The organism is Liquorilactobacillus mali KCTC 3596 = DSM 20444 (assembly GCF_000260415.1).
Classification (GTDB): Bacteria; Bacillota; Bacilli; order Lactobacillales; family Lactobacillaceae; genus Liquorilactobacillus; species Liquorilactobacillus mali.
Genome location: NZ_BACP01000032.1, coordinates 1 through 5,314, shown reverse-complemented (window position 1 = coordinate 5,314; position 5,314 = coordinate 1). Strand labels below are relative to the sequence as shown.

At 40.2% G+C, this 5,314-nt stretch carries 2 protein-coding genes, 11 tRNA genes, 1 riboswitch and 1 other annotated feature; all 13 genes read left to right on the top strand.

What is annotated here, in order from left to right:
- The first annotated feature begins 33 nt into the window (after positions 1-33).
- The 13 genes from GSM_RS05545 (at position 34) to leuS (ending at position 5,156) form a co-directional block, all read left to right on the top strand.
- Positions 34-107: transfer RNA gene (locus GSM_RS05545), tRNA-Met, on the top strand.
- 20 nt (positions 108-127) lie between these two features.
- A tRNA-Ile gene (locus GSM_RS05540) sits at positions 128-201 on the top strand.
- A 45-nt stretch (positions 202-246) separates the two neighbouring features.
- Positions 247-336: transfer RNA gene (locus GSM_RS05535), tRNA-Ser, on the top strand.
- Positions 337-346: 10 nt separating this feature from the next.
- A tRNA-Met gene (locus tag GSM_RS05530) sits at positions 347-420 on the top strand.
- A gap of 2 nt (positions 421-422) precedes the next feature.
- Positions 423-496 (top strand) — tRNA-Asp (locus tag GSM_RS05525).
- Positions 497-530: 34 nt separating this feature from the next.
- Positions 531-603: transfer RNA gene (locus tag GSM_RS05520), tRNA-Phe, on the top strand.
- Between the two features lie 10 nt (positions 604-613).
- Positions 614-684 (top strand) — tRNA-Gly (locus GSM_RS05515).
- Between the two features lie 14 nt (positions 685-698).
- Positions 699-786 (top strand) — tRNA-Ser (locus GSM_RS05510).
- A gap of 7 nt (positions 787-793) precedes the next feature.
- A tRNA-Glu gene (locus GSM_RS05505) sits at positions 794-865 on the top strand.
- A gap of 9 nt (positions 866-874) precedes the next feature.
- Positions 875-948 (top strand) — tRNA-Met (locus GSM_RS05500).
- Between the two features lie 2 nt (positions 949-950).
- Positions 951-1,024: transfer RNA gene (locus GSM_RS05495), tRNA-Asp, on the top strand.
- A 110-nt stretch (positions 1,025-1,134) separates the two neighbouring features.
- Positions 1,135-1,218: riboswitch (SMK box riboswitch) on the top strand.
- Positions 1,216-2,406 carry a methionine adenosyltransferase gene (gene metK, locus GSM_RS05490; protein ID WP_003688706.1) on the top strand — a complete coding sequence of 397 codons (1,191 nt, stop codon included), beginning with the start codon at positions 1,216-1,218 and terminating at the stop codon, positions 2,404-2,406. (Overlaps the previous riboswitch by 3 nt.)
- A gap of 50 nt (positions 2,407-2,456) precedes the next feature.
- Positions 2,457-2,677, top strand: a binding site (T-box leader).
- A gap of 64 nt (positions 2,678-2,741) precedes the next feature.
- Positions 2,742-5,156 (top strand): leucine--tRNA ligase, encoded by a 2,415-nt coding sequence (gene leuS / locus GSM_RS05485; RefSeq protein WP_003688708.1) that lies wholly within the window; start codon positions 2,742-2,744, stop codon positions 5,154-5,156.
- The last annotated feature ends 158 nt before the right edge of the window (positions 5,157-5,314 follow it).

Below are 5,314 nucleotides of genomic sequence, written 5' to 3'. Positions count from 1 at the left end.
CCCGATAAGATAGATAGTTTTGTTTGTCTTAATCGCGGCGTAGCTCAGCTGGCTAGAGCGTCCGGTTCATACCCGGGAGGTCAGGGGTTCGATCCCCTTCACCGCGATATGCAATGTTATAGAACTTGGACCTTTAGCTCAGTTGGTTAGAGCAGACGGCTCATAACCGTCCGGTCGTAGGTTCGAGTCCTACAAGGTCCATTGTGCTAAAAGTTTTTTGTATATTGGATTTTTTAAATTTTATATGGAGGATTACCCAAGTCTGGCTGAAGGGAACGGTCTTGAAAACCGTCAGGTGGGTAAAACCACGCAAGAGTTCGAATCTCTTATCCTCCTTTTTTAATATCGCGGGATGGAGCAGTCTGGTAGCTCGTCGGGCTCATAACCCGAAGGTCGTAGGTTCAAATCCTTCTCCCGCAATTGGTCCTATGGTGTAGGGGTTTATCACGCCTGCCTGTCACGCAGGAGATCGACGGTTCAAATCCGTCTAGGACCGTGGTACAAACATAATTATTAAGTGAATAGTTTATGGCTCGGTAGCTCAGTTGGTAGAGCAATGGATTGAAGCTCCATGTGTCGGCAGTTCGATTCTGTCCCGCGCCATAAGATTTATGCGGGTGTAGTTTAGTGGTAAAACCACAGCCTTCCAAGCTGTTGTCGCGAGTTCGATTCTCGTCACCCGCTTATTAATTTTTCATGGAGAAGTACTCAAGTGGCTGAAGAGGCGCCCCTGCTAAGGGTGTAGGTCGCGAAAGCGGCGCGAGGGTTCAAATCCCTCCTTCTCCGTTTTTTTGACCCGTTGGTCAAGTGGTTAAGACACCGCCCTTTCACGGCGGTATCATGGGTTCAAATCCCGTACGGGTCATTTTAATATCGCGGGATGGAGCAGTCTGGTAGCTCGTCGGGCTCATAACCCGAAGGTCGTAGGTTCAAATCCTTCTCCCGCAATTGGTCCTATGGTGTAGGGGTTTATCACGCCTGCCTGTCACGCAGGAGATCGACGGTTCAAATCCGTCTAGGACCGTAAATATTGGTACGTATGTAGTTGGAAGCTTTCTTTTTTGGGAGCTTCTTTATTTTTTTGTAACTGTTGAAACAAAGCATTTATTAAATTAATAATTGTGATAGAATAATAAATGTTACAGCGTATTCCCGAAAGGATTCATTAATGTGAAGCTGCCTTGTAACCAAAAATATTGTAATGGGGGAATTAATGTGTCAGAAAGACATTTATTTACATCAGAATCAGTTTCTGAGGGGCATCCTGATAAGATCGCTGATCAGATAAGTGATGCAATTTTAGATGCATTACTAGAAAAAGACCCAAATTCACGTGTTGCTTGTGAAACAACAGTCACGACTGGGTTGGTAGTAGTTGTTGGAGAGGTGTCAACAGATGCTTATATCGATATCCAAAAAGTTGTTCGTGAAACTATTAAAAAGATTGGATATACTGGTGGAAAGTATGGGTTTGATGGTGATAATTGCGCAGTTATGACAGCAATAGATGAACAGTCACCTGATATCGCTCAAGGGGTTGATGAATCATTAGAGGTACGAAATGGTGATGTTGATCCACTAGACCAAATAGGGGCCGGTGATCAAGGTATGATGTTTGGATATGCTATTGATGAAACACCAGAATTGATGCCTCTACCTATTGCATTAAGCCATCGATTAATGCGTAAAATCGCAGAAATTCGTAAAAATGGAACGCTCGAATATTTAGGACCTGATGCAAAGGCACAAGTAACAGTGGAGTATGATGAAGAGAATACACCTGTTAGAGTTGACACCGTTGTTGTTTCAACGCAGCATTCTGAGAATGTAAGCTTAGAGACAATTCGAACAGATGTAATTGATAAAGTGATAAAGGCGGTTATTCCTGCCAAACTACTTGATAATGAAACAAAATATTTTGTTAATCCTACTGGTCGTTTCGTCATTGGTGGTCCACAAGGCGATGCTGGATTGACTGGGCGCAAGATTATTGTTGATACTTACGGTGGCTATGCTCATCACGGTGGCGGTGCCTTTTCAGGTAAAGATGCTACCAAGGTTGATCGCTCTGCTAGTTATGCAGCACGATATATTGCAAAAAATATTGTAGCGGCTAAAATTGCCTCACAAGTTGAAGTACAACTTGCATATGCGATAGGCGTTGCCCAACCTGTTTCGGTTTCTGTGAATACTTATGGAACTTCAAAAGTAGATGATAGTGAACTAGTTAAGGCTATTAGAGAAATCTTTGATTTGCGGCCTGCAGGTATTATTGAAATGTTGAATCTAAGACGACCAATCTACGAACAGACGGCAGCATATGGTCATTTTGGTCGTACTGATATTGATTTACCTTGGGAAAGGACAGATAAGGTAGAAGAGTTAAAAGCTAGATTAAATAGCTAACATAACTCTGTCTTGATTTTTAATTTTTTGTTTGATAGAATTGATTAAATATTATTATGTTGAGAAGGATTAGTAGTCATTTTTCTTGTTTAAGAGAGTGCGTGTGTGGTGTTAACGCATACTTGATAGATGATGAACTCACCTTTGAATTTCTTGTTGAATAGGTGATTTGTTTTAGTAGGCAAGGACGGTATTTCCCGTTATAAAATTAAGTGTCGACATTTTTAATTGTCGGAAAATAGGTGGTACCGCGATTGCATTCGTCCTATACAGAGCTCTGTTTGAGTTTGTATAGGGCTTTTTGTTTCAAAAAATAAAGAAGGATGGTTTTCAAATTGGGATATAATCATAAAGAAATTGAAAAAAAGTGGCAACACTATTGGGAAGAGCATAAAACCTTTAAAACGACAGAGGATGAATCTAAGCCTAACTATTATGCATTAGATATGTTTCCCTATCCTTCCGGACAAGGCTTGCATGTAGGACATCCTGAGGGTTATACAGCAACTGATATTATTGCTAGAATGAAGAGAATGCAAGGTTTTAATGTTCTCCATCCAATGGGTTGGGATGCTTTTGGATTGCCTGCGGAACAATATGCATTAAATACAGGGCATTCACCAAGGGAGTTCACAAAAGAAAACATTAATAATTTTAGAAGACAGATTAAATCGTTGGGGTTGTCTTACGATTGGGAACGAGAAATCAATACCACAGATCCTTCGTATTACAAATGGACACAATGGATTTTTGAAAAACTATATGAAAAGGGATTAGCTTATGAGGATGAAGTGGCTGTTAATTGGAGCCCTGATTTGGGAACAGTAGTTGCTAATGAGGAAGTAATTGATGGTAAGACTGAACGTGGAGGATTCCCTGTAATTCGCAAACCTATGAGACAGTGGGTCTTAAAAATTACGGCATATGCTGATCGCTTGATTGAAGACTTAGACGATCTTGATTGGCCTGAAAATATAAAAGAGCAACAGCGTAATTGGATTGGACGTTCAATTGGGGCTAGCATTAGATTTAAAGTTGCTGGATTTGATGATAAGGAAATTGAGGTCTTCTCGACAAGACCAGATACTATTTTTGGTGCCTCTGCAATGGTTTTGGCTCCTGAATTAGAAATAGTTAAAGAAATAACAACACCAGAGCAAAAGGATGCTGTTGATGCTTATACTGAAGAAATTGCGCATAAATCCGATTTAGAGAGAACTGATCTGGCAAAAGATAAAACAGGGGTCTTTACTGGTGCCTACGTAATCAATCCTGTAAATGGTAAAAGGGTTCAAGTTTGGATTGCCGATTATGTTTTGGCTTCATACGGAACAGGTGCCGTTATGGTTGTTCCAGCACATGATGATCGTGATTATGAATTTGCTTCAAAATTTGGTTTGCCAATTATACCAGTAATTGAAGGTGGAGATGTTTCGAAAGAAGCATACACGGGTGATGGAACCCATATAAATTCAGGCTTTTTGAATGGCTTAGACAAGAAGCAAGCCATTGATAAGATTATTGACTGGATGCGAGATAAAAAGGTTGGAGACAAAAAGGTAAACTATCGCTTACGTGACTGGTTATTTTCACGTCAACGCTATTGGGGAGAACCAATTCCCGTTATTCATTGGGAAGATGGTGAGACAACACTTGTTCCTGCGGATGAACTGCCTTTACGTTTGCCTAAGGCTACCGATATTAAGCCATCCGGGACAGGAGAAAGTCCTTTAGCCAATTTGGATGATTGGGTAAATGTTGTTGATAAGAATGGTCGAAAGGGTCACCGTGAAACAAATACTATGCCACAATGGGCAGGAAGTTCATGGTATTTCTTGCGATATGTTGATCCGCATAATCAAGGTAGAGTTGCAGATCCTGCTAAATTGAAGAAATGGATGCCGGTCGATTTGTATGTGGGCGGTGCTGAACATGCTGTATTGCATTTGTTGTACGCACGTTTTTGGCATAAATTCTTGTATGATATCGGTGTTGTCCCAACAAAGGAACCGTTCCATAAGTTAGTCAACCAAGGAATGATATTGGGAGATAATCATGAGAAAATGTCAAAATCAAAAGGAAACGTTGTAAATCCGGACGATATTGTAGATGAGTACGGTGCCGATACCTTAAGACTTTACGAGATGTTTATGGGCCCATTAGATGCATCTATTGCCTGGAGCACCGATGGTCTGAATGGTGCAAACAAGTTCATTAATAGAATTTGGCGCCTGATTATTGATGAAAACGACCATTTAAGAGACCGAGTTACAACATTGAATGATGGCAAGCTTGATTTTATTTATAACCAAACCGTAAAAAAGGTTACAGAAGATTATGCAGCACTTCATTTTAATACTGCAATCTCACAATTAATGGTTTTCGTGAATGAAGCGTATAAAGCTGAGGCACTCCCATTAGAATACATCGAAGGGTTTGTTAAAATGATTTCGCCAATCATACCACATGTTGCGGAAGAATTATGGACTAAACTTGGCCATGTTGGTTCAATCACATATGAGAAGTGGCCAACATTTGATGAGGATAAATTAGTCGAGGATACCGTTGAAGTTGTTTTACAGGTAAACGGGAAGGTTCGTCAACATTTAAATGTTTCAAAACAAATCTCAAAAGAAGATTTGCAGAAGATGGCTTTGGATGATGAAAAAATAAAAAATGAAATCACTGGCAAGAATATAGCACGAGTAATCGTGGTGCCAGGGAAATTAGTTAATATTGTTGTAAAATAAAGGTAATTTAGGAGTGTGGCATAGGTCGGTAAAATTTGAATACTAATACGAAATTACGAGCATGGTAAGTCCTTTGTTGCGAGTAACTCGAGGTTAGAGGGAGAATTTTGACTTTTGGTATACTCTTATTCGAAAAAAAGCTGGGTCAAAATTTTGAC